Origin of the sequence: Nocardia sp. NPDC056064 (assembly GCF_042266925.1) — a bacterium.
GTDB lineage: Bacteria > Actinomycetota > Actinomycetes > Mycobacteriales > Mycobacteriaceae > Nocardia.
The window spans coordinates 310,745-333,077 of sequence record NZ_JBHJWO010000001.1; the positions used below are offsets into that span (position 1 = coordinate 310,745).

General features: G+C 70.3%; 19 protein-coding genes. 12 read left to right on the forward strand and 7 right to left on the reverse strand.

Annotation, left to right across the window (positions count from 1 at the left end):
- Window positions 1-6: 6 nt before the first annotated feature.
- The 4 genes from ACFC06_RS01520 to ACFC06_RS01535 are packed head-to-tail and all read right to left on the reverse strand — an operon-like array spanning window position 7 to window position 4,659.
- A complete protein-coding gene (locus tag ACFC06_RS01520) occupies window positions 7-1,050 on the reverse strand; it encodes an NAD-dependent epimerase/dehydratase family protein (protein ID WP_375926509.1) in 1,044 nt (347 codons plus the stop codon).
- On the reverse strand, window positions 1,047-2,708 hold the full coding sequence (locus ACFC06_RS01525) for a fatty acid CoA ligase family protein (RefSeq protein ID WP_375926512.1): 1,662 nt from the start codon (window positions 2,706-2,708) through the stop codon (window positions 1,047-1,049). The genes ACFC06_RS01520 and ACFC06_RS01525 overlap by 4 nt, the downstream gene beginning before the upstream one ends.
- Window positions 2,705-3,601, reverse strand: coding sequence for a hypothetical protein (locus tag ACFC06_RS01530; protein WP_375926515.1), 897 nt, complete (start codon window positions 3,599-3,601; stop codon window positions 2,705-2,707). The genes ACFC06_RS01525 and ACFC06_RS01530 overlap by 4 nt, the downstream gene beginning before the upstream one ends.
- An 8-nt stretch (window positions 3,602-3,609) precedes the next feature.
- Window positions 3,610-4,659, reverse strand: coding sequence for a 3-oxoacyl-ACP synthase III family protein (locus ACFC06_RS01535; RefSeq protein WP_375926517.1), 1,050 nt, complete (start codon window positions 4,657-4,659; stop codon window positions 3,610-3,612).
- A 399-nt stretch (window positions 4,660-5,058) separates the two neighbouring features.
- Between ACFC06_RS01535 and ACFC06_RS01540 the strand changes: the two genes are divergently transcribed.
- Both ACFC06_RS01540 and ACFC06_RS01545 read left to right on the forward strand, forming a co-directional pair.
- On the forward strand, window positions 5,059-5,592 hold the full coding sequence (locus tag ACFC06_RS01540; protein WP_375926520.1) for an AAA family ATPase: 534 nt from the start codon (window positions 5,059-5,061) through the stop codon (window positions 5,590-5,592).
- Between the two features lie 125 nt (window positions 5,593-5,717).
- Entirely contained in the window at window positions 5,718-6,077 is a 360-nt protein-coding gene (locus ACFC06_RS01545) for a DUF779 domain-containing protein (RefSeq protein WP_375926522.1), read from the forward strand.
- On the opposite strand, the gene ACFC06_RS01550 is transcribed toward ACFC06_RS01545, so the two are convergent.
- Window positions 6,074-6,886: an SAM-dependent methyltransferase gene (locus ACFC06_RS01550; protein ID WP_375926525.1), complete on the reverse strand. Its 813-nt coding sequence runs from the start codon at window positions 6,884-6,886 to the stop codon at window positions 6,074-6,076. The two genes, ACFC06_RS01545 and ACFC06_RS01550, sit on opposite strands and share 4 nt — an antisense overlap.
- Window positions 6,887-6,948: 62 nt before the next feature.
- Between ACFC06_RS01550 and ACFC06_RS01555 the strand changes: the two genes are divergently transcribed.
- Window positions 6,949-8,127: a cytochrome P450 gene (locus tag ACFC06_RS01555; protein WP_375926528.1), complete on the forward strand. Its 1,179-nt coding sequence runs from the start codon at window positions 6,949-6,951 to the stop codon at window positions 8,125-8,127.
- Window positions 8,128-8,289: 162 nt separating this feature from the next.
- Entirely contained in the window at window positions 8,290-9,528 is a 1,239-nt protein-coding gene (locus ACFC06_RS01560) for a cytochrome P450 (RefSeq protein WP_375926531.1), read from the forward strand.
- Window positions 9,529-9,572: 44 nt separating this feature from the next.
- On the opposite strand, the gene ACFC06_RS01565 is transcribed toward ACFC06_RS01560, so the two are convergent.
- Both ACFC06_RS01565 and ACFC06_RS01570 read right to left on the reverse strand, forming a co-directional pair.
- A complete protein-coding gene (locus ACFC06_RS01565; protein WP_375926533.1) occupies window positions 9,573-10,820 on the reverse strand; it encodes a cytochrome P450 in 1,248 nt (415 codons plus the stop codon).
- A 217-nt stretch (window positions 10,821-11,037) separates the two neighbouring features.
- On the reverse strand, window positions 11,038-11,946 hold the full coding sequence (locus ACFC06_RS01570; protein WP_375926536.1) for an aminoglycoside phosphotransferase family protein: 909 nt from the start codon (window positions 11,944-11,946) through the stop codon (window positions 11,038-11,040).
- Between the two features lie 49 nt (window positions 11,947-11,995).
- On the opposite strand from ACFC06_RS01570, the gene ACFC06_RS01575 reads away from it, so the two are divergent.
- The 8 genes from ACFC06_RS01575 to ACFC06_RS01610 all read left to right on the forward strand — a co-directional run bounded on the left by ACFC06_RS01575 (window position 11,996) and on the right by ACFC06_RS01610 (window position 22,327).
- Window positions 11,996-14,164 carry a DUF4132 domain-containing protein gene (locus tag ACFC06_RS01575; RefSeq protein WP_375926539.1) on the forward strand — a complete coding sequence of 723 codons (2,169 nt, stop codon included), beginning with the start codon at window positions 11,996-11,998 and terminating at the stop codon, window positions 14,162-14,164.
- A gap of 243 nt (window positions 14,165-14,407) precedes the next feature.
- Entirely contained in the window at window positions 14,408-15,598 is a 1,191-nt protein-coding gene (locus ACFC06_RS01580) for a lipid-transfer protein (RefSeq protein WP_375926542.1), read from the forward strand.
- A 42-nt stretch (window positions 15,599-15,640) separates the two neighbouring features.
- Window positions 15,641-16,081 carry an SRPBCC family protein gene (locus ACFC06_RS01585; protein ID WP_375926545.1) on the forward strand — a complete coding sequence of 147 codons (441 nt, stop codon included), beginning with the start codon at window positions 15,641-15,643 and terminating at the stop codon, window positions 16,079-16,081.
- Complete coding sequence (locus tag ACFC06_RS01590; protein ID WP_375926548.1) at window positions 16,078-16,935, forward strand: MaoC/PaaZ C-terminal domain-containing protein; 858 nt, start codon at window positions 16,078-16,080, stop codon at window positions 16,933-16,935. Before ACFC06_RS01585 ends, ACFC06_RS01590 begins: the two co-directional genes overlap by 4 nt.
- Before the next feature lie 12 nt (window positions 16,936-16,947).
- Complete coding sequence (locus ACFC06_RS01595; RefSeq protein ID WP_375926551.1) at window positions 16,948-17,826, forward strand: SDR family oxidoreductase; 879 nt, start codon at window positions 16,948-16,950, stop codon at window positions 17,824-17,826.
- 2 nt (window positions 17,827-17,828) lie between these two features.
- Window positions 17,829-20,042, forward strand: a complete 2,214-nt coding sequence (locus ACFC06_RS01600; RefSeq protein ID WP_375926553.1) for an acyl-CoA dehydrogenase — start codon at window positions 17,829-17,831, stop codon at window positions 20,040-20,042.
- Window positions 20,043-20,188: 146 nt separating this feature from the next.
- On the forward strand, window positions 20,189-20,881 hold the full coding sequence (locus ACFC06_RS01605) for a TetR/AcrR family transcriptional regulator (RefSeq protein WP_375926556.1): 693 nt from the start codon (window positions 20,189-20,191) through the stop codon (window positions 20,879-20,881).
- A gap of 84 nt (window positions 20,882-20,965) precedes the next feature.
- Window positions 20,966-22,327 carry a lipase family protein gene (locus ACFC06_RS01610; RefSeq protein ID WP_375926559.1) on the forward strand — a complete coding sequence of 454 codons (1,362 nt, stop codon included), beginning with the start codon at window positions 20,966-20,968 and terminating at the stop codon, window positions 22,325-22,327.
- Window positions 22,328-22,333: the final 6 nt, after the last annotated feature.

A 22,333-nucleotide genomic window follows, 5' to 3' on the forward strand; every position in this document is an offset into this window, starting at 1 on the left:
GCGGGGTCAGCGCAGGGTGCGGGTGAGCGTCTCGATGCCGCCCTGGGTGTCGAGCCAGCGCAGGAACTCCGCCAGCCCGGTGTCGCGGTCGACGACCGGGACGTAGCCGAGGTCGGTGCGCGCGGCGGTGGTGTCGTAGGTGGCGCTGCGCGTCATCAGGGCCACGGCGTAGCGCGACAGCGGCGGCGACCAGCGATCGGTGACGGCGGGAATGCGCCAGATCGCCTCGATGACCGTCACCACCGCGGCCAGCACGCGCGGATTCGGCCGCCGGCTCGGTGCCTGGTAGCCCAGGCGCTCGGCCACCTCCCCGAGGAACCGCCACACATCGGTCTTCTCGGCATCGGCGACGAAGTACGCCTTGCCGCCCGGGGTCTCGGCGGTCGCCGCCAGTACACACGCGCGCACGATGTTGTCGACATGGCACAGCGAGGCCTCGATCGTGCGCCCGGCGGACAGATCGGGCAGTTTGCCCTGTGCTGTGCGGCCCAGCAGCCGCACGATCGGCCCGGAACGATCGCCCGCGCCCCAGATCGCGCGCGGCCGCAGCGCGACGGTGGTGAAGCCGGGCGCGTTCGCGGCCAGCACCGCGCGTTCGGCGGCGGCCTTGGTCTCGGAGTAGAAGTTGAGGTAGCGCCGCGGATACGGCAGCGACTCGTCCACGTCGTGCTGATCGCCGCCGTCGCGGTCCATCAGCGCGCTGGGGCTGGAGACGAACACGAACCGGGTGGCCCCGCCGCGACGGGCGGCGTCGAGGAGCAGTTCGGTCGCGCGGACGTTCTCGGCCCAGAACCGGGCCCGGGTGCCGCGTTCGTCGACGCGGGCGGCGCTGTGCACCACGACATCGCGGCCCGCGGTGGCCCGCACCAGCGAGGCCGCGTCGGTGAGATCGCCGTGCACGACCTCCACCCGATCCAGCGCGTCGCCGAGATCGTCGAGCACACTGGTGCGCCGCACCAGGATCGCCACGTCGTGGGTGCCCTCGGCGACCAGCGCGCGCACCAGGCTGCCGCCGAGGAACCCGGAGGCTCCGGTGACCAGGATCTTCATCGGCCCGACTCCAGCTTCTCGGTCGCCCAGCGGGCGAGTTCCTCCCGGCCGATCTTGGCGTTGTGCCGGATGTCGACCGGGAAACGGGGATGCACCAGGAAATCCGCGACGGGCGCGGTCACCGCGAAATCGACCGCGCGCGTGCGCAATCGGGTGAGCACCGCGACCTGATCGGCGCCGTCCTCGAGCTCGACACAGAGCACCGGACGCTGCGCACCGGGCGCGCCGACCCCGACCAGCGCGGTCCGCGCCACCCCGGGCACCACATTGAAGACCTGCTCGACCTGCACGGTGAACATCGGTCCGCGCGCGGTGCGCACCCGCTGACTCTTGCGCCCGCAGAACCAGATCCGGCCCTGCTCGTCGATCCAGCCCAGATCGCCGGTGCGATGCCAGATCCGGTCACCGTCGGCGATCTTGCCCTCGGTGTTGGCCCGCGCGGGCCAGTAGTAGCGGGTGCTCACGTTCGGGCCCGCCACCACCAGTTCGCCGACTTCCCGTGTCCCGGAGAGCTGTTCGGCGCCCTCCCAGGAGGACACGGGGGAGTCGGTGATCCCGAGCAACCGCACCTCGACGCGGTCGGCCGGTCGGCCGATGCAGGTGCCGTCCCCGGTGTGGGCCCGCTCGACCAGGCCGTCGAGCAGCTCCCGCGACTCGATGGTCGACATCGGCAGCGCCTCGGTGGACCCGTACCCGGCGTAGATCTCGGCGTCGGCGCGCAGGACCTCACGCAGCCCGGCCACACACCAGTCCGGCACGGGCGCACCACCGGAGAACACACTCGCCAGCGACGGCAGCGGGGTCGGCCGCGCGCGCAGATGCGCGAGCAGCGGGATGAGCAGCGCGGGGGAGGCGAACAGCGTGCGCACCTCGAAACGCTCGATCGCGTCGACCACGTGCGCCGGATCGGTCGAGCCGACCTTGCTCGGGATCAGCGGCGGGAGCACACAGCGCGAACCGAGCAGCAGATCCAGCACGCCGACCAGCGGCAGCGTGATCAGCGAGGTCTCCGGCGGGGTGTTGCCGCGCGCGGTGTGCACCTGCTCGACCATCGCCGCGAGATTGCCGTGGGTCAGCTCCACCGCCTTGGCCGGGCCGGTGCTCCCGGTGGTGAACCCGATGATCAGCAGCTCGTCGGCCGACGCCGGTGTGCGGGCGGGCAGTACCCCGGCGGGCCTGCGGCCCCAGGACCGCAGGGTCGGCCCGCCCCAGAACCAGCGGCGCCCGACGGTGACCGTGGTCCGCACGTGCCGGAAGCTGCGGGCGAACAGCACCCGCAGGGCATGCGCGGGCGGAATGCCGATGAACGCCTCCGCCTCGACCGCCCGCAGGCAGTGCACCATCCGGCGCACACCCATCCCCGGATCGATCACCACCGGCACCGCGCCGATCTTGAGCAGCGCGAACAGGATCGCGTAGAGCTCCGGGCTCGGCAGCACCAGCACGATGGTGCGGGTCCCGCTGCCCACACCCGAGGCGAGGAGCTGTTCGGCGACCGCGTCGGACCACTGGTCCAGCTCGCGGTAGGTGATCTGCCGGTAGTCCGGCAGCCCGCCCGGGGTGGTCCCGTCCGGGTAGATCACCGCCGCGCGATCGGGGTGGGTGGCGGCGAGTTGCCGGAATCCGTCGATGGTCTCCCAGTAGGTCGCGGTGGTCACACCGTCTCCGCGGGCAGGCGGTAGAGCGTGGCCGCGGCCGAGGGGCCCGCCCCCGCGGCGACGAAGAGCACATGGGTGTATCCGGCCAGCGAGCCCTCGGCGACGGCGCGATCGTAGGCCAGCGGCAGGGTGGCGGTGTGCGGGTCACCGGCGGACAGGTCGGGCACACGCACCGCGTCCTGGTCCAGGCCGAGCGCGTCGGCGAGCAGCTTGGGGAACTGCGGGCTCGGCGTCGAGGCGATCAGGGCCACGCGCGCGGTGTCGGCACCGGCGAGCGCGGTGCGGGCCACCTCGGTGGCCACGGCAAGGACCCGGTCCTCGAAATCGGGTTCGCGCTCGATGGTCATGAGGCCGCGGCCGACGGTGCCCATGGTCGCGGTGTCGACATAGGCCCGTTCGGCGGCGGTGCCCGGCGCGGTCGCGGTGTGCACCGGACCGAAGCCCTCGGGCCCGTCGACGTGCTCGAGCAGCAGCGCGGCACCCGCGGTGGCGTAGGGGAATTCGGCGTCGGCGGTTGAGCGGGTCAGCGAGGGGTGCGTGTCGCCCGCGACGATCAGCACGTGCCCGGTGCTGCCGGTGGTCAGGATCGAGCCCGCCACCTGCACGGCGTTGAGCACGCCGACCGCGCCGTTCATCAGGTCGAAGGAGAAGGTGCGCGCGTCGTTCTTGACGTAGTCCAGGCCGATGCCCGCGGCCTTCTGGATCAGCGCGGAGACGGCCGGCTCCACCGTGTTGGAGTCGCGGAAGATGCCGGTGTTGATCAGCACACCGACCTCGTCGGTGCGAATCCCGGCGCGCCGCACGGCTTCCCGCGCCGCGCTGCCGCTGTGTTCCACCACGCTGTGGGTGTCGGTGACCGTACTGGTGCCGGTGGTTCGGATACGAACGCCCATGACGAACCTCAGACCTTCAGGGAGGAGATGGTGGTGGACAGGAAGCCGGCGACGACACCGGAGGCGGCCGGGACCATGAGCAGCTTGGAGCCCGCCGCGATGTTCTGGTCGGAGAGCTGATCGTGCAGCACGATGAAATGCGAAGTGGTCGAGGTGTTTCCGTACTTCTCGATCACATTGAGGTCCGGCGGCATCGGCACACCGAACTCCCGCGCGGCCACCGCGTTCAGGTACGGCACGGCCGCCGCGCCGAACTGGTGGTGGATGATGTAGTCGAATCCCTCGTCGGCGAAGGCCCGGCCCTGGGCGGCGAGGTAGTCGCCCTGCGCGTCCGGCCAGAGCAGGAACCGCGCCTCGTTGTGCATCTTGCGGTTGTCGGTGTAGAGCGCGACGCCCGAGGACTTGTCGCTGGGCATGCCCAGGCACAGGTGCGAATGCTCGGCGGCGGTGAACAATTCGATGTAGTGGATCTTGTCGGCGTCGTCGACGGCCTCGTCGAGGATCACCGCGCAGCCGGAGTCGCCCACCGACAGCGAGGCGAACTGCAGGTCGTACTTCTCGGAGATCTCGTTCACGGCGGTGTCGGCGATCGGGGTGATGGACTCCCCGCTGACCACCATGCCGTTGCGGACCACGCCGGAGCGGATCATCCGGTCCAGCAGGTAGGTGCCGGTGAGCATCCCCGCGCAGGCATTGGAGACGTCGAAGGTGATGGCCGACCCGGCGCCGAGGTGCTTGGCGATGCTGGACGCGAAGGAGGGCTCCATGTACATCCGGGTGCCCTCGTCGCTGCGGGTGATCGAACAGGAGATGATCACCTCCAGTTCGCCGGGGGCGTACCGGGATCGGGACAGGCAGTCCTGCGCGGCCGCGATCGCCAGCGCGAAGGAATCCTCCTGGTTCTCCGGGGAGGTGTCGCGGACCCGGCGCTCCTTGATCCCGGTGATCTTCTCCAGATCGAACGACGGCGGCACGGACAGACGCGAAATCAATTCCTCGGTCGACACGATATTCGACGGAAGATAGGCGCCGATTGACTCGAAACGCGAATGCGACACGGGAACTCCTGAATACGTCGGAAGGGTGCCTCGGGGGGATTCGGATCGCCGATGCGATCGAACGCTACGGAAGAGTAACCCTGTGATCGGTGACGAAGCGATGCGTCGAATCGATGTGAGGAACCCTGGCGACCACTATGTGTAACTGGGAGTTTCGGAAATTCGGCTATCGGCCGTCCGGGTCTGACGCCCTGGATGATCCGCTGTGATGCGAACCTGGCAACGAATCAGCTACCCGGCGATTTCGCCACTTTGGCAGGGCGTGAGTGGCTCGGTATGGTTGGTCTACCGTGAGGGACCTCACGAAAGGCCGGCGAGCGAATAGGTCGGCCGGTCCGGCGTCGTTGTTTCGCACGCCGAAATACCCGCGTGGAATTTGTCGTAGGAGGAAAAGCATCGATGCAGCAGGCCATCATCCTCGTCACGGGGATTCAGGCGGCGGGCAAGTCCACCATTGCCCAGTTGCTGGCCGAGCGGCTGCCGCGTTCGGTGCATCTGCGCGGAGACCTGTTCCGGCGCATGGTGATCAACGGACGCGCCGACATGACCCCCGACCCCTCCGGCGAGGCGGTCCGTCAGCTGCGCCTGCGGCACCGGCTGACCGCACTGGCCTGTGACGAGTACTTCCGCGAAGGCTTCACCGTGGTCGCCCAGGACGTCGTGCTCGGCGAGCATCTGAGCGAGCTGGCCGAGGCCGTCCGGCACCGGCCGCTGCTGGTGGTCGTGCTCGCGCCGAGCCCCGCCGCCATCGCGGCCAGGGAAGCAGCCCGCGGCAAGGACGCCTACGACGAGTGGACCGTCGAGGCGCTCGACGCCGGGCTGCGCGATCACACACCGCGCCTGGGACTCTGGCTCGACACCTCCGAACAGACCCCGGAACAGACCGTCGAGGAGATCCTCACCCGCGCCTGGACCGAGGCCGCGGTCAACTGAGCCGACCCGGCGGAATCGGTGCGGAACTTCGCAACGTTCGATCCGCACCAACCCTGAACCAACCTTGCCCACCCATAGTGTCGGGCAACCCGACCACACGTCGAGAGATCTGCAAGGAGTGCACCATGCTCGACCACGCCGCAGTACAGCACCGTCACCGCGCCGTCGCGGCCACCGAGGACGCCGGCGACGTGCTCCAGCTGATGACCGCCATGCACGGCCCGGTCGTGCTGTACCTGGCGCCCGACACCGACGGGCGCACCCCGATCTGTGTGCGCCGCACCGACTTCCGGCCCGAGCCCGGCGACGCGCTCGCCGGGCGCACGGCCTGGCACACCGAATTCTGGATGGCCGACCGGTTCCGGGAGGACATCGACGACATCGACCTCAGCATCGATGTGCGCAGCGCACCCGAGGTCGACCGCCGCTCGGAGTCGCTGGAAACCAGTTGCGGGTTCCGCTTCGCCCTGCTGATCGACGCCTAGGGGATCCTGGCCATCGCGCCGAGCATCGAGACGGCTTCCCGGCGCGGATGCGGACGCCACTCGGTGGGACGCCAGTCGATGACCGAGGTGATGCCGGGCTCGATCAGCTCGAGCCCGTCGAAGAACCGGGCGAACTCGGCGGTCGAGCGGGTCCGGAAGGGCACGCCGCTGCGCAGGTTGGCCGCGTCGGTCTCGGCGCGGTCCTCCGCGGAGAGGTGATCGTCGGTGGCGTGGGTGAGGGTGAGGTAGCTGCCCGGCGCCAGCGCCTCGCGCAGTTCCCGCACCACCGCGTAGGCCTGCTCGTCGTCGGTGAGGAAGTGCAGCACCGCGCACAGCATCAGCGCGACCGGCTGGTCCAGATCCAGGGTGCCGGTGAGCGCGGGGTGGGTCAGGATCGAGGCGGGATCACGCAGGTCGGCGTCGATGTAGGCGGTGGCGCCACTCGGCGAGCTGTCGAGCAGGTCGCGCGCGTGGTAGAGCACGATCGGATCGTTGTCGACGTAGACGATGCGCGCCGCCGGCGCGATCGCCTGGGCCAGTTCGTGCACATTGCCCTCGGTGGGCAGGCCGGTGCCGATGTCGAGGAACTGACGCACCCCCTCGGCCCGCGCGAGGTGGTCGACGGCGCGGCGCAGGAAGCGGCGGTTCTCCAGCACCGCGAAATGGATCGACGGGAAGGCCTTGGCCACCGCGTCGGCGGACTTGCGGTCGGCCTCGAAATTGGCGGTGCCGCCGAGCCAGTAGTCGTACCGGCGGGCCGGGTGGGGTTTGGTGACATCCACCCGGTCGGCGGCGGATTCGAAGTCCACGGCGCCCTTCCTTTCGCTCGACTACCGTCGTCGGGATCAGCCCGACTCGAGAAGGCACGACCATGCCCCTGCAGTTCAGCCCCTTTGATTTCGACGTCCACGCCGATCCCTACCCGTACTATGCCAGGTTGCGTACCGAGGCCCCCGTCTACCGTAACGAGGCCGACGACTTCTGGGCGTTCTCCCGCCACGCCGACGTCCGCGCCGCCCTGCGCGACTCCGAGCGCTTCTCCAGCGCCAACGGCCTGCGCATGGAGCCCGCGTTCTGGGGCCCACAGGCCGAGAAACTGTTCTCCTTCGTGGCGATGGACCCGCCCAAGCACACCCGCATGCGCGAACTGGTCGTCCGCGCGTTCACCCAGCGCCGGGTGCAGGCGCTCGAGCCGCGACTACGCGAGATCGCCCGGCGCACCCTCGCCCCCGCCCTGGCCAAGGGCAGCTTCGACCTGATGGCCGAGTTCGCCGGGCCGTTTCCCACCGAGGTGATCTCCGAGCTGGTCGGGGTCCCCGAGGCCGATCGGGATCTGGTGCGCAAGCTGGGCATGGAGATCATGTACACCGACGCCGAGTCGGCCGATCTGCGTCCGGAGGCCATGCAGGCGATCGGCGCGCTGGTCGGCTACTACACCGAACTGACGATCGCGCGCAGCCAGGAGCGCACCGGCGACCTGCTCTCCGGGCTGCTCGACGCCGCCGACGGCGACGACCGGCTCAGCCCCGAGGAGATCGTCGGCGTGCTCATCCTGCTCGTCGGCGCGGGCATCGAGACGGTGATGCTGACCCTGGGCAATGCCTGGGCGGCCGCCGCGGCGCACCCCGACCAGCGCCGCGCGGCCTTCGCGGGCCGCATCGACGACTGGATCGCCGAGTCCATGCGCTACGACCCGGCCACCCAGTCCCAGCTGCGCACCACGACCGTCGCGCTGGAACTGCACGGGACCGAGATCCCCGCCGGCGCCCGTATCCTCCTGCTGACCGGGTCCGCGCACCGTGACGAGTCGGTCTTCGCCGATCCCGACACCTTCGATCTCGGCCGCGACACCGGTGCGTCGCTGGCCTTCGGCTCGGGCAGGCACCACTGCCTCGGCGCGAATCTGGCCCAGCTCGAGCTGCGGGTGGCGCTGGAGGAGATCGTCTCCGCCGTCGCCGATTTCGAGGTCGACACCGAGCGTTCGGTGCGCGTCCACTCCTCCAACAACCGGGGTTTCGCGTCCCTGCCCACCACCGTCACGCTGCGCTGAGCGGCACCTGGACAGCCGATTCGGACCGTTCCGCTCGAGGCGCTGCAGGGCCACGGGCGGAGCGGTAGCATCCCTTAACGGACCGGAAGGTCTAGTCCAGCAACATGTTTCGCTGCGGCCGCTGCGCACGGGTCCACGGAACACCGGTGATCGAGAGGCTTCATGGTGGAATCGGTGACGAATCGGTGGGTAATCGATCCGACGGGAAACGACATCCAAGGCGAGAACGTACTGCTGCGCGAGCGCGGGCGCGCCACCCTCATCGAGCTGCCGGGCGGGGTCCAGGCGTGGTCGGTCACCGACGCGGCCCTGCTGGAGAAGCTGCTCATCGACCCGCGGGTGTCCAAGGACGCCGCGCAGCACTGGCCGCCGTTCGTCGCGGGCGAGATCCCCGCCGACTGGCCGCTGTACCTGTGGGTGGCGGTGCCCAACATGTTCACCGCCTACGGCCCCGACCATCGCCGGTTGCGCCGGCTGGTGGCGCCCGCGTTCACCGCGCGGCGGACCGAGGCCATGCGCGCGCAGGTGGAGCGGATCACCGCCGAGTTGCTCGATGCCCTCGACGAGGTGCCCGCGGGCGAAACCGTGGATCTGCGTGAGCATTTCGCGTACCCGCTGCCCATCCAGGTGATCTCCGAGCTGATGGGCGTGCCGGAATCGCTCGGGCCCGGGCTGCGCACGTGCGTCGACGGCATCTTCGACACCACCCTCAGCCCGGAGGAGTCGCAGGCCAACTACATGGAGATGTACCGGATCCTCGGCGAACTCGTCGCGCTGCGCCGCGAGCAGCCCGGTGACGACATGACCAGCCTGCTCATCGCCCAGCGCGACGACGAGGGCGACGACGCCCAGCTCACCGAGGAGGAGCTGATCGCCACGCTGCTGCTGGTGATCTCGGCCGGTCACGAGACCACCGTCAACCTCCTCGACCAGGCCATCACCGTGCTGCTCACCCGGCCCGAGGTGCTCGACGACCTGCGCGAGGGCACGGTCACCTGGCCGGAGGTGGTCGAGGAGACGCTGCGATTCGAGTCGCCGGTGGCGCACCTGCCGCTGCGGTACGCGGTGTCCGACATCGAGATCGACGGCGTGCGCATCGCCGCGGGCGAGGCGATCCTGGCCGGCTACGCCGCAGCGGGCCGCGACCCGCAGCGGCACGGCCCCACCGCCGACGAGTTCGATCCGCGCCGGGAGAACCAGTCCCACATGGCCTTCGGCCACGGAGCCCACCACTGCCTCGGCGCGCCGCTGGCCCGCCTCGAGGCGCTGGTCTCGCTGCCCGCGCTGTTCGAGCGGTTCCCGAAGATGAGCCTGGCGGTGCCGGTCGAGGAGCTCGGCACGGTGCCCAGCTTCATCTCCAACGGGCACCGGCAGCTGCCGGCGATCATCGACGGCGCGTAACCAGGCCCCGCTGTCCGGCCGGGTGGGGTCCGGCCGGACAGCGCTCAGGGCAGGGGCAGCGGGGCGGTCTTCGGGAAGACCACCGGCAAGCCCGCCAGCGCGCGGTGGAACGGCCCCGGCCGCCACACCAATTCCTCGGGCGGAACGGCCAATTCGAGCTCGGGCAGGGCATCGAGCAGCTGATCGATGGCCTCCTGGGCGATCAGGTAGGCCGGCGACTTGGCCGGGCAGCTGTGCGGGCCCGTGCTCCAGGCCAGGTGCGCGCGATTGTCCAGGAACTCCCCGGTGCCGATGGCCGGATCGTTGTTGCAGGCGGCCATGCTGATCACCACCGGCTGGTGCGCGGGCAGCCACACATTGTCGACCAGAATCGGCTGGCGGGGGTAGGTCGTGCAGAAGTTGGCCATCGGCGGGTCGGTGTAGAGCACCTCGTCGAGGGCGTCGCGGGTGGACAGGCTGCCGCCGAGCAGGCTGCCCGCGAAACGCGGATCGGTGAGCATCACCCGGACCGTGTTGAGGATCAGGTTGAGCATGGGCTCGATGCCCGCGCCGTAGATGGTGAGCAGCTGGTTCATCAGCTCTTCGTCGTCGAGCTGGGCGGGATGCTGGACCAGCCGGGTGGCGATGTCGTCGCCGGGTTCGGCCTGTTTCTGCCGGACCAGGTCGTAGAGGGAGTCCTCGAGCATCTGCGCGCCCTGCACCGCGGTGTCGCCGCCCTCGAACATCTGCGCCATGCCGGTGGCGATCCGCGCGCCGAGTTCCTCGCCGACCCCGAGCATCGCGTTGATGGTGGCGAAGATGACCGGATAGGCGTACTGGCTCAGCAGGTCGGCGCTGCCGTCGGCGCAGAAGGAGTTGATCACCGGCATGGCGATCTGCTCGACGGTGCTGTGCAGGCGGTAGAGGTCGACCCCGGCGATCCCGGCGACGGTGGCCTGCCGGTAGCGGGTGTGCTCGAGGCCGGAGGTGCGAATCGCGTTGGGGCGATAGCACATCATCGGCAGGATCGGGCAGTCCGCCGCAACGGTGCGCTGCCACATCCGGGCGTCGGCGGGGAAGTGGTCGGGATCGTTGAGGATCTGCACCGCCGTGCGGTAGCCGATCACCAAGGTGGCCGGGACGCCGGGCACCAGGTCGACCGGGGCGAGCGAGCCGAAGCGCCTGCGCATCTCGCGATAGGTGGCCTGCGGATCGGCGGCGAACTCCGGCGAGTACAGCGGCACCCGGTCCATGTCGCTGAGCGAGTTCGGCACCGGCGGCGTCTGCGCGGGGGCGGCCGAGGTCTGGGGCATCACAGCACGTACTCCTGTCGGAGACAACGATGGTCATCGCGCGTCGTCGCGCAGCCGTGGCACCGGGTGCCACAGGGGTGAAGACGGTGGAGCCACCGATCCGAGCAGAGTGAACCTTGTGTCCTGCAACATGTTCCATTGCATGACTCACCGAACCGGCATCGCCGGAAACGGTATCAGGAATGTCACGGCGAGTGAAAAGTAGTGGCGCCGTGCGCTATTGGGTGCCGGTCAGCGCCGTCGCGAGCCAGTCGGTGGCCTGGATCAGCCAATCGGGATCGCCGTGCTCACGGCCCCACAGGGCCTCCTTCACCGCCCCCGCCTGAATCCAGCGGCGGACCCGGACCGGGTCGAGTTCGGCGGCGTCGCTGTAGATCTCGATGTAGCGCAGAAGTTGTGGCTTCGGGTCCGGCGCGAAGAACAGGGGTGCGAAGCGGGGGCTGCGGATGACATTGAGCCCGTCGTAGGCAGGGTCGCCGACGAAACACTTCGGGTCGATGGCCAGCCACGGTGCCCGCTGCCCGGCGAGGACATTGCCGTCGTGCAGGTCGCCGTGGATCAGCAGGGCGGGCTGGTCGCCGCCCAGTTCGCGCAGGGTGGCCAGGGCGGCGTCGAGTACGCGGTGGGGGATCGGGTGGCCGAACGCGGCCGCGGTGCGGGTGATGTCGTCGGCCCACTCGTCCATCCGGTCCTCCAGCCTCGGCAGGTCGGCCGGTGCCGCGACGGCGAGGGTGCGGGTGAGGGTGCCCTGGACGACGAGGGCCGCGTCGTTGTCGGTGACGGTGGCGAGGGTGTCCTCGGCGCGTTCGAGCAGCATGGCGAAGTGCTCGTCGGCGCGCTCGTAGAGGTGCACGGCGCCGGTGCCCTGCCACGCCGCGTACGCGTCGGGCTCGTGCACATTGCCCGGGTGTGGGAACGACACCTTGATGACCGCGGGCGGCAGGTCGCGGTGGCGGACCGGGACGACGAGGCCGACCTCGCCGTAGCGGATCGCGCCGTCGGGCACACAGGACCAGCGGTCGGTCAGCTCGGCCACGATCCGCGGCAGGGCGGCGATCCACCGCCTGCCCGATTCGCTTGCGCTGTACTGCTTCTTACCGGCGAACTCCTCGGGCACGGTGATCACGAATCCACCGTAGTCACCGATGTCGGTGGCCGCTTGTAGCGTGGCGGGCGTGGTCGAGAACGAGCCGGCGCCGTGGCCGATCCCCGCGGAGTACGTGAGTGTGGTCGAGGACGAGCGGCGCGCGCTGGGGGAATTGGTCGAGCAGGCGCGGCAGTGCGCGGGCGACCCGGTCCGGCTCAGGGTGATCGCGGATCGGGTCCGCGTTCAGTTGGAGGAGGGGGATGACCGGGCCCTCGGACATCTGGAACACCATGTCGGCGATCTGACGGCCGTACTCGACGAGGTGTACGACGCCGCCTTTCCCGTCGACGACTCGGCGGATATCGCGGGTCTGCTGGCCGCGCCCTGGGCCTCGGCGCGGATCAGGACACTGGTCGCTCGCTATCTCGGCGTCGATGTACGCCACAGGCTGCTGCTGGACGAGGTGGCCAGGCGAGCGGACTCCGCCGGGGACCTCGCGTTGCTGCGCCTGCTGGTGTTCAAGCCGCTCGGGTGGCTGGACCGGGGCACGGTCGCCGCGATCCTCGACGCGCTGTACCGGGCCGATGCGCTCGATGCCGCCGTGGTCGAACGGGCCTTCGCCGACGACCGCTATCTCGGCTACGCGATCGTCGGGCGCGACGGCAGCGGGGAGATCACCGGCACACCCCTGGCCTGCGCGGATGCCGTGCGCGCGCTGGTCGACGAACGCACCTGGCAGCGGGTGTCGGGGCCCGAACCGGTGACGTGGGACAGTGTGCCCATCGGATTCCCCCCGCGCGGACTGCGTTTCGTCCAGCTGGCACTGCGCTGGACGGGCGAGCCGGACGGCGCCGGTTACTTCGGTGCGGCTGAGCTGACCGACGGCGAACGGGCGGAACTGCTCGAGGAGTTGCGGGCGCGGCCGGTCGCCGATCAGCGACGGGTCTTCGAGTGGCGCAGGGCCGCGGGCGACGCGCACGTCCTGCTGCCGCTTTTCGGTCTCGGGCACGGTGCGGACCTGCTGCGGATGATCCAGGCACTGCCCACCGGCGAGGTCGTCCGGCAGGACCGCGCCGCGCTGCTGCGCGCGATCGAGCGGACCGGGCCCGACGACGCACGGCGCATCCTGGCGCTGGAACCGAACGAACTCGTCTCCGCCGTCCTCGGCGACAACCGCGCCAAGGTCGTCAAGCGCGTGAAAAGCAATGCGCTGCACGGCATCGCGGCCTTCGGCATGCTCCCGCTGGACGCGGGGGAGACCGTCCTCGACCGGTATCTGGCCCTGCGTGAATGCGCCCGGCGCGGTCCGAAACTCGGCCCGAACCGGCGCATCAGCCACGCCGCCGCCGTCGCGGTGGCGCTCGAACATCTCGCGCAGGTGGCCGGGGTCGACGGCGCGGACCGGCTGGAATGGGACTGTGAGGCGCGGATCGCGACCGCGACACCCACCGCGGCCACCATCGGCGACTACCACGTCAGCCTGCGGGTCACCGGCGCCGATGTCGACCTCGTCGTCGACCGCGCCGGGAAGACCCTGAAATCGGTGCCCTCGGCCGTGCGTGCCGACCCCGCGTACAAGGAACTGCGCGAACACCAGGAACGCCTGCGCGACCAGGCCCGCCGCATGCGCTCCGGCCTGGTGGAACGGCTGGTCGCCACCGTGGGCACCCTCACCGCGCCCGAACTCACCCGGCTGCTGACGCTGCCCGCCGGGTCCGCCATGCTGCCCGCCCTGCTCTGGCGCGACGGAACCGGCGCGATCGGGCTGCTCGACGACATCGACCGCGCGGGTCCGGTCACCGCCGTCCACCCCCTCGAACTCGACCGGGAGGGCCTGCTGGCGCAGTGGCGCGACGAGCTCGCGCGGCGCGGGGTGGCGCAACCGGTCGAGCAGGTCGAGCGGGTGTTCTTCGTCGCGACGCCGGACGAACTGGCCGGTGACACTTCCGCCCGATATGTCGGACAGACCGTCCAGGGTCAGGTGGCGGTGCCGATGCTGTCGGCCCGCGGCTGGTCGACCCACGGCGAATACAACGAGTACCAGGCCACGAAGCCGGTGGGTGACGGCCTGATCGCCGCACTGCGCTGCGGCTTCTCGGGCTATTTCGCCGAGTCCGAGGTCGAGATCGGCGACCTGCGCTTCCTGTGCGACGGCGCGACCGTGCCGCTGACACGGGTGCCCGCGGTCGCGTACTCCGAAACCCTCCGCGATCTCGACCGGATCGTCGCCTCCCGCACCGGAAGCACTGTCGGGTAGGCGAATTCGTCCTCCGACCACGGCCCGGCGACGCGATGCGCCGGGCCGTTCGTCGTGTCCAGTATCCGGGACATATATCCCATGCATGCCCATGGCGGGCGGGAATCGCGCAACCTTTTCCCTGCTGTGACCGGTGGATGACGGGTTTTGTCCAATCTATTGACCTGGACGACGTGTCCAACCTAAATTGCAGGGACACGGTGTCCCAGGTATTCGGGACACACGGGACACGGGAGTGCGTACATGACACAGAAGGTGTTCGTCGTCGGCGTCGGCATGACGAAGTTCGAGAAGCCGGGCGAGCTCGAATGGGACTACCCGGACATGGCCCGGGAAGCCGGGGCCAAGGCACTCGAGGACGCGGGGATCGGCTACGACGAGGTCGAGCAGGCCTACGTGGGCTACGTGTACGGCGAGTCCACCTCGGGGCAGCGCGCGGTCTACGAACTGGGGCTGAGCGGGATCCCGATCGTCAACGTCAACAACAACTGTTCCACCGGTTCGACCGCGCTCTACCTGGCCGCGCAGGCGATCCGGGGCGGACTGGCCGAGTGCACCCTGGCCCTCGGCTTCGAGAAGATGCAGAAGGGTTCGCTGGGTTCGACGTTCGACGACCGCGAACAGCCCATGATGCGGCACCTGCTGGCGCTGGCCGAACTCCAGGAGTTCGCCATGCCGCCCGCGCCGTACATGTTCGGCGCCGCCGGCAAAGAGCACATGGAGCGCTACGGCACCACCGCCGAGCAGTTCGCCAAGATCGGCGTCAAGAACCACAAACACTCGGTGAACAACCCGTACGCGCAGTTCCAGAAGGAATACAGCCTCGAGGAAGTGCTGGCCGCCAAGCAGATCTACGGCCCGCTCACCAAGCTGCAGTGCTCGCCGACCTCCGACGGCTCCGGCGCGGTGATCCTGGCCGGCGAGGCGTTCGTCGACCGGCACGACCTGGCCGACCGGGCGGTCGAGATGGTCGGGCAGGCGATGGTCACCGACCTGAGCTCCACCTTCACCGACCCGACCGCGATCAATCTGGTCGGCTCGGACATGTCGCGCACCGCGGCGCGCAAGGTCTACGAGCAGGCCGGGATCGGTCCCGAGGACGTCGACGTCATCGAACTGCACGACTGCTTCTCCACCAACGAACTGCTCACCTACGAGGCGCTGGGACTGTGCGCCCCCGGTGAGGGCGGCCGTCTCGTCGACGACAACGCCACCACCTACGGCGGTACCTGGGTCGTCAACCCCTCCGGCGGCCTGATCTCCAAGGGCCACCCGCTCGGTGCCACCGGCCTGGCGCAGTGCAGCGAACTCACCTGGCAGCTGCGCGGCACCGCCGACGCCCGTCAGGTCGAGGGTGCCCGAATCGCCTTGCAGCACAACATCGGATTGGGCGGAGCGGTCGTGGTGACCGCCTACCGTCCGGCCGTCCGCTGATCCTTTCCCGCCCACCTTTCCCACTCAACGAGGAGTAACCCCATGGCATCCGTGTCCGTTTCCACCGAACTTCCCGTCACCCCCGAGCAGGCGTGGGCCCGTCTGAGCGACCTGGCCAACTGGGAGCAGTGGCTGACCATCCACCAGGGCTGGCGCAGCGAGCTGCCCGCCGAGCTCGCCGCGGGCGCGCGGTTCATCGAGGTCGTGTCGGTGATGAACATGGCCAACAAGATCGAGTGGACCGTCGCCGAGGTCGACCCGCAGAAGTTCCTCAAGATCACCGGCACCGGCATGGCCGGGGTCACCGTCGAATTCGCGCTCGAGGTGGAGCCCACCGCGACCGGGTCCTCGGCCAAGTTCGACGCCAGCTTCAAGGGCACCATGATCGTCGGACCGATCGGCAAGGCCGTGGCCAAGCACGCCGAGGCCGACCTGAAGGAGTCGATGGCCAAGTTCACCGAGCTCGTCGGCTCGGCGGCATGACCACCTCGGAATCGGCCGGAGTCGTCTTCGACGGCTCCGCGCTGGGGGAGTGGACCGACGAGGAACGGTTCTCGGTCACCGCCGAGCGGATCGCCGAATACGCTGCCGCGACCAATGATCCGATCGAGGCGCACCGCAGCGGGCAGGTCGCCCCGCCGGTGTTCGCGGTGGTGCCGGTGTTCACCTCGATGGCGCCCGCCGCACTGTCGGTGGCGCCGGTCGAACTGCTGATGAAACTGGTCCACGGCGAGCAGGACTTCCGGTTCCACCGGCCGATCGTGGCCGGTGACGAACTGGTGGTGCGGGCCAAGCCGATCGGGTACGCGGGCAAGCCGAACGGGTCGACGGTGGTCATCTACGCCGAAACCCGTGACGCCGCTGGCGAACTCGTCAACGAGCAGTGGATGACCGCGTTCTTCCGCAAGGTCGACGCGGGACCGGGCGAGGGCGAACAGGCGCCCGGGCACCGCATCACCGACGCCGACCGGGCCGGCGAGCAGGCCGCGCGGGTCACCGCCCACATCGACGAGGACCAGACCTTCAGGTACTCGCCGGCTTCCGGTGATCCGATGCCGATCCACCTCGACGACGAGATCGCCCGCATGGCCGGTCTGCCCGGGATCATCAACCACGGGCTGTGCACCATGGCGTTCACCTCGTGGGCCGCGCTCACCGAACTCGCCGGCGGCGACACCGCCCGGCTGCGCCGTCTCGCGGTGCGCTTCGCCAAGCCGGTGCTGCCCGGTCAGGACATCACCACCACCTTCTGGCGTACCGAACCGAACGCCTACGCCTTCGAGACCGAGGCGGCGGGCGAGCTCGCCATCACCGACGGCCGCGTCGAATTCAACTAGGAGACAACACTGATGGGAAAGCTCGACGGACGCGTCGCTGTCGTCACCGGCGCCGGTCGCGGTATCGGCCGTGAACACGCGCTGCTGTTCGCCCGTGAGGGCGCGGCGGTGGTGGTCAACGATCTCGGTGGCGCCAACGACGGCACCGGCACCGATGCCGGTCCGGCCCAGCAGGTGGTCGACGAGATCGTCGCCGCCGGTGGCAAGGCCGTGGCCAACACCGACAACATCGCCACCTGGGACGGCGCCAAGGAACTCGTCGACCAGGCGGTCGCGGAGTACGGCCGCCTCGACGTGGTGGTCAACAACGCGGGCATCCTGCGCGACGCCTTCATCGCCGGGATGGACGAATCCCAGTGGGACGCCGTCATCGCGGTGCACCTCAAGGGCCACGCGGCCACCCTGCACCACGCCGCGGCCTACTGGAAGGCCCAGGCCAAGGCGGGCAACCCGGTCAACGCCTCGGTCATCAACACCGCCTCGGCCTCGGGCACCTTCATGCCCAATGCCGGGCAGGGCAACTACGGTGCCGCCAAGGCCGGTATCGCCGCGCTGACCCTGGTCGCCGCCGACGAGCTCGAGCGCTACGGCGTGCGGGTCAACGCGATTGCGCCGATCGCGCGCACCCGGCTCACCCTGGCCACCCCCGGCATGGGCGCGCTGTTCGCCGCCGAGGTCCCCGAGGGCGAGTTCGACGCGTTCGCGCCGTCGAACATCTCGCCGCTGGTGGCCCACCTGGCCGAGGCCGACTGCCCGATCACCGGCAAGGTGTTCGCGGTGCAGGGCGGGGCGATCGTGGAACTGGCCGGGTGGCACGACGTGCGCACGGTGGAGACCGACGGCCCGTGGACCATCGACGAGGTCGCGGCGCGGCTGAAGGAGACCAGCTAGCCATGGCGCGCACCAGCTATGAGCTCGGCGTTGGCGTCAGTGAGGACCACCTGGCCCTCGCCGAGGCCGTGCGTGGCTTCGTCGAGCGCACCATCACCCCCGAGAGTGTCCGCGCCGCCGTGGAATCCAGCGACGCGGGCAAGCGCCTGCCCTACTGGGACGCGCTGGTCGCGCAGGATCTGCTCGGCCTGCACGTCGGCGAGGAATCCGGCGGGCAGGGCGCGGGCCTGCTGACCCTGGCCGTCGCGCTCGAACCGCTCGGCCGCGGCCTGCACACCGGCCCGTTCGTGCCGACCGCGCTGGCGAGCGCCGTGCTCGCCCAGGCGGGTGGGGCATGGGCGGCGGCGCAGCTGCCCGGGCTCACCGACGGCTCGCGCACCGGCGCCGTCGCGACTTCCTCGGCGCTGACCGGCACCGCGCGCGACGGGGTGCTCGTCGTGGACGGCACCGCCGACGGCGTGCTCGGCGTGCTCGGGGCCGATGTGGTCCTCGCGCCGGTCACCGTCGACGGCGAGCAGCGGTGGGTGGCGTTCGAGAACACCGACCTGACCGTGACCGCCCAGGACGGCATCGACGTGCTGCGCGGTTCGGCCCGGCTGCACGCGGATGCGGTCGAGGTCCCGCGGGAACGGGTGCTCGCCGTCTCCGCGGAGCGGGTGCGCTCGGTGGCCGCGGTGGTGCTCGGGGCCGAGGCGGTCGGCGTCATGTCGTGGTGTGTGTCGACCGCGGCCGAGTACGCCAAGACCCGCGTGCAGTTCGGCCGTCCGATCGGCCAGTTCCAGGGCGTCAAGCACAAGTGCGCCCAGATGGGCATCGCGCTGGAGAAGGCGCGCGCGGTGCTGTGGGACGCGGCGTTCGCCCTGGACCGGGCCGACGAGACCGCCGACTACGCCGCCGCGATCGCCGGGCTGATCATTCCCGACGCCGCGGTGCAGGTGGCGCAGGACTGCATCCAGGTGCACGGCGGCATCGGGTTCACCTGGGAGCACGACGCGCACCTGTACTACCGGCGCACCCTGGCACTGCGTGGCCTGCTCGGCGCACGCGACGAACGGGCCGAGGCGGTGGCGGGGTACGCGCTGTCGGGGCTGACCCTGTCGAGCGAACTGGAGCTGCCCGCCGAGGCGGAACGCATCCGGGCCGAGGTCAGGGCCGAATTGGCGGTGATCGCGGCGATCGACGACGAGGACGACCAGCTGGTCGCCCTGGGCGACGGCGGCTGGAACCTCCCGCACCTGCCGCGCCCCTACGGCCGCTCGGCCTCCCCGCTCGAGCAGGTCGTCATCGCCCAGGAGATCAAGGCCTCCGGCATCCCGATGCCGCAGCTGCTCATGGGCACCTGGGCGGTCGGGGCGATCGTGCCGCACGGCGACGAGCGGCAGAAGCGCGACCTGGTCGTGCCGACCCTGCGCGGTGAGGTGGTGTGGTGTCAGCTGTTCAGTGAGCCCGGTGCCGGGTCGGACCTGGCGAGCCTGACCACCAAGGCCGTCAAGGTCGACGGTGGCTGGAAGGTGACGGGCCAGAAGATCTGGACCACGGTCGCGCAGTTCGCCGAGTGGGCCATGCTCATCGCGCGGACCAGCCCGGACAAGCCCAAGCACGAGGGCATCACCTACTTCGTGCTGGACATGTCCTCGCCCGGGATCACCGTGCGCCCGCTGCGCGAGATGACCGGCTCCGCGCTGTTCAACGAGGTCTTCCTCGACGACGTGTTCATCCCCGACGAGAACGTGGTCGGGGCCGTCGACGACGGCTGGCACGTGGCCCGCACCACGCTGGCCGGTGAGCGGGTGGCGCTGAGCCAGAAGATGGAGGCCTACGCCACCGACACCGACCTGCTGCGCTTCGCGGTGGGCCGGGAACTGTCGCCGGTGGCGCGCGACCGGGTCGGTGAGCTCATGGCCGAGAGCCGCGCGGTGGACGTGATCGGTTCGCGGGTGGTGCTCAAGCAGCTGTCCGGGATCGACGTGTCGACCACCTCGAGTGTCGGCAAGCTGCTGGGCATGGCGCTGGGACAGGCCATCTCGGAGTTCGTCGTCGCCGAGCTCGGCATCGCCGGGGTGGTCTCGGTGCCCGGCGAGCGCAGCGACCACGCGATGGAACAGCTCATCGCCGGTCGTGCCACCACCATCTACGGCGGCACCACCGAGGTGCAGCTCAATGTGATCGGTGAGCGGATGCTCGGCCTGCCACGCGACGCATCGGTGAACAGCTAGTCGGTGAACAACTAGCTGAGCCCCGGCTCCCGGACACGCCCCCGGGAGCCGGGAACCACCGCGAAACCTGATGTGTCTAGTGTTTTTCGCAGGGGCCCGAAGGGCCCCGCCCGAGCGCACCAGCGCTCCGAGAACACAGGAGGAATGTGACCACTCAGCACGCCGACGGGCGGGCGAGCCGGTGGGATCGGCATCGCGCCGACCGCCGCGAACGCATCCTCGCCGCCGCCCTCACCGCGGTGCAGGCCAAGGGCGCCTCGGTGGGCGTCCAGGAGATCGCCGACCTCGCCGAAGTCCCGCGTTCGGTGCTCTACCGGCTGTTCAAGGACCGCCGCGATCTCGACGAGCAGCTGCGCGCCCGCATCCTCGACGACCTGATGGCCGTGCTGGAACCCACGCTGAACCCCGAGGGCACCGTCGCCGAGGCGATCGCGCGCTCGGTGGACACCTATGTGGGCTGGATCGCGGTGAATCCGCGGCTGCACTATTTCCTCGGCGCCGGGTCGGAGGGCCGCGACGGGCGGCGCAACTCGCCGCTGGTGTCCGGCACCAAGATCGCCATCGCGGGCACCGTGCGCGAGGTCTTCGAGAACGCGCTGCGGGCTCAGGGCGCCCCGACCACGATCGCCGAACCGATGGCCTTCGGCCTGGTCGGCTTCGTCGACGGCAGCGTCAACCGGTGGCTGAGCCAGTCCATGCAGCCGATGGCAGCCGCGGAACTGTCGTCCTACCTGCAGGAGGCCATCTGGGCGATCGTGGACAACAGCCTGCGCAAGGCCGGTGTCATGCTCAATCCGCTGACCCCGATCGCCGATCTCGTCTCGGCTCCCGCGAAATAGATGTGACAAGAAGTAGCGGCTAAGCTTGTGTGGTACCCCGGGTACCATTAATCTGGTCGATGTACCCGCGATTAGGAGACATCGATGACGCTGTCCGCCCCCGGCTCGGCTGACCTGCGCGCCGAGAGCTGGCCCGCGCCCACCCGCGCGACCCTGCCCGACGAAGACCCGTTCTACCGGCCCGCGCCCGGCTACGAGCAGGCGCCCGAGGGCACCGTGCTGCGCTGGCGACCGGTCGAACTCGCCGCGTTCGGCCTGGTGCCGCTGCGGGCGACCGCCTGGCAGCTGCTCTACCGCACCACCGACCTCAACGGACAGCCCGACGCGACCGTCACCACGGTGATCGCGCCGGTGGGCGGCATCACCGCCGACACCCCGCTGCTGTCGTTCCAGTGCGCCATCGACGCCATCTCCACGCGCGGTTTCCCGTCCTACTCGCTGCAGCGGGGCTCGCGCGCGATCGGCACCTTCGCCCATGTCGAAATGCTCTGTTTCGTGGACGCGCTCAAGCGCGGCTGGGCGCTGTCGATCCCCGATCACGAGGGCATGCTCGGCGCCTGGGGCGCCCCGCGCGAACCCGGCTACCGCACCCTCGACGGCGTGCGCGCCGCCCAGCGATTCGCCCCGCTGGGGCTGGCCGCCGACTGCCGGGTGGGCCTGTGGGGCTACTCCGGCGGCGGCCTGGCCACCTCCTGGGCGGCCGAGGTCGCGCCCACCTACGCACCCGAGCTCGATATCGCCGGCGCCGTGCTCGGCTCGCCGGTGGGCGATCTGGTCGAGACCTTCCACCGGCTCAACGGCGGCCTGCACGCGGGCCTGCCGACGCTGGTCGTCGCGGCACTGCGCCGGGTCTACCCCGCCTTCGACGCGGCCATCGAGGCGCACATCTCCGACCAGGGGCGCGCGATCCTCGACCGCGCGGCGCGCAGCACCACCGGCGCCGCGGTGCTGCGGCTGATCCGGTACAACCTGGACCTGCACACCACCTCGCTCCCGCTGACCGAGGTCCTCGCGCTCGCGGAACTCGTCGCCATGTTCGAGGACCTGGAGATGGGAACCGTCGCGCCCGAGGTGCCGCTGCTGGTGGTGCAGTCGGTGCACGACCAGATCATCGCCGCGGAGGGCATCGACACGCTCGTGGACCGCTACCGCGCGCACGGCGCCCAGGTGACCTACCTGCGCGACCGGTGCAGCGAGCACCTGAGCCTGCTGCCGATCTCGGCCCCGCTGAGCCTGAACTGGCTGGCCGACCGGTTCGCCGGGCAGCGGCCGACGCCCTCGGCGACCACCACGGTGCGCAGCCTGCTGCGCCTGCCCGCGGGCAACCGCGGACTGGGCGACCTGGTGCGTGGTGCGGCCCAGGCGCTGTTCGCGCGCCCGCTCACGCCGTCGGCGAGCCGTCGCGACGACGTGGTGCGCAAGGAATCGGCCCGCCCGGCCGCCTGAGCGGGC